General features: G+C 40.2%; 2 protein-coding genes. Both read left to right on the forward strand.

Going from position 1 to position 1878, the window contains the following annotated elements; translation table 11 throughout:
• Nucleotides 1–168 precede the first annotated feature (168 nt).
• Nucleotides 169–1215, forward strand: coding sequence for a tyrosine-type recombinase/integrase (locus tag MHI57_RS24990; RefSeq protein ID WP_340978973.1), 1047 nt, complete (start codon nucleotides 169–171; stop codon nucleotides 1213–1215).
• Between the two features lie 231 nt (nucleotides 1216–1446).
• Nucleotides 1447–1878, forward strand: a 432-nt coding sequence (locus MHI57_RS24995) for a hypothetical protein (RefSeq protein WP_340978974.1), incomplete at its 3' end; no start/stop codon positions are given.

A 1878-nucleotide genomic window follows, 5' to 3' on the forward strand; every position in this document is an offset into this window, starting at 1 on the left:
TCATACTCGATGGAATTGACGGCAGTAAACGTTGGTATTATAGCGTTTCTGCCGTCTTTTTGTTTCCGGTGACTTAGTCGGTGACTTGGACGCAGGGTAGCGCTCCTATTTTACGTAGGGTAGTGGACAGGTATATTTCCGTTAATAATCAAACGGGAGGGCGTTGTTTTGAAAGACAAGCGTCAAGGTAAACGAGTTAAAAGTACACGAACGAAAGTAAGGAGCTCCGTAAATAATCTCGATGACTTATTCGCGAAATTTATATCGATAAAGAAAGCGGAGGGGCGCGCGTTAAGTACGATTAGGCAATACGAGGATAACTACGGATTCTTTATCGAATTTCTCGACCGACATGACATTAAGCGTTCAATGGCGGTAATCGATCGCGACATTATTCGAGAATATATCGTTTATATGAATGAACGGTTAATAAAATTCGAAGGGCATAAATATAAGAAGGAATCCGTTATGACCGTCGGGCTGTCTCCGTCATCAATTAATACGCGACTAAAAACCTTGCGCGTTCTATTTAATTGCTTAGAGGACGAAAATCTTATCGTAAATAATCCGATGGTCGGGGTAAAAAATGTGCGTGAACCTGAAGAAGAAATCGTTATTCTAAATGCTGATGAGTTAAAACGCTTACTAGCTACGCCTAACCAACGCGAATATTCCGCGTTTAGAGACTACGCGTTAATGAATTTATTACTCGATAGCATGTGTCGTATAAGTGAAGCGCTTGGACTTAGGCGTAGCGACGTCGACTTTACTAATAAATGCGTAACGATTCCGGCTACCATTGCAAAAAGCCGTAAAGCTCGTACGCTACCCTTGCAACCCATTACGCTTCGTTTATTAAAGGAGTTAATTAGCGAAAATGTTGCCGACTTCGAAAGCGATTATATATTCCTCGCAAATTATGGCGAGCCGTTAACGCGCGATCACTTTCGCAAACGACTTAATAAATATGCGGAAAAGGCGGAAATTGAGAAGAATGTGCATCCGCATTTATTTAGACATACGGCTGCTACCATGTTCCTTGAAGCGGGCGGCGATATACGTCACTTGCAAATGTTGCTTGGACACAATGACTTGCGGATGGTTATGCGATACACACATTTATCGCGTCAATCATTATACGAGCAACACGGAAAATATTCGGCAATGAATCAGATTAGCGGAAAATTAAATAAACCGAGAAAAAGAAAACGTTAAACTTACCGTCAGTCCTTCGGGATTGGCGATTTTTTTTGTGTAAAAGTGCGCGGGTTTGGGTTTCTGTTTGTACCTACTTATGAATGTCGGAATTGTTTTTAAAACATCCACTTTGCGGAAGTTATCCGTTATATCTATTAAGGATGCGCAGAAAGAGGAGTTGGCGCGTCGAATATATTAAGGGTTACGCGTAAGTTATTTACGCACATCACATGGAAAGGGAGTAGAGAGATGATAAATATTGAGAACGACGAATTAATCAAAAGAGAGATGGCGGGAAGGGAGAACGAGGGTTTACGTACGAGTGTGATTGATACTTATTTTTTATGGTATCAAAAAGAAAGACAAGAAATAATACCACTCTGCCACTACTACAATCGAGTTATGAGTAAGGAGGATATTCGCACTGTGATCAAAGGTTTAACAAATTTCTTAGATAACCATTTCACAGAAGAAGATATAAAGAGGCACAACGAGCAGAAGGTAAAAGAGCATCATGAGTATATGTACGGCAATTGGGATGATAAGCCAAAGACAAAAAGAGAACGTATGTTTAAATCAAAAGTAGATTCAGGGTTCGTTTACTTCATAAAAGAACACTTTAAAGGAACTGTAAAAATTGGCAAAACAAAGCGTATAAAAGACCGCACCAAGCAATTCGGC

This window comes from Cytobacillus sp. FSL K6-0129 (genome assembly GCF_038007625.1).
GTDB lineage: Bacteria > Bacillota > Bacilli > Bacillales > Cytobacillaceae > Cytobacillus > Cytobacillus kochii.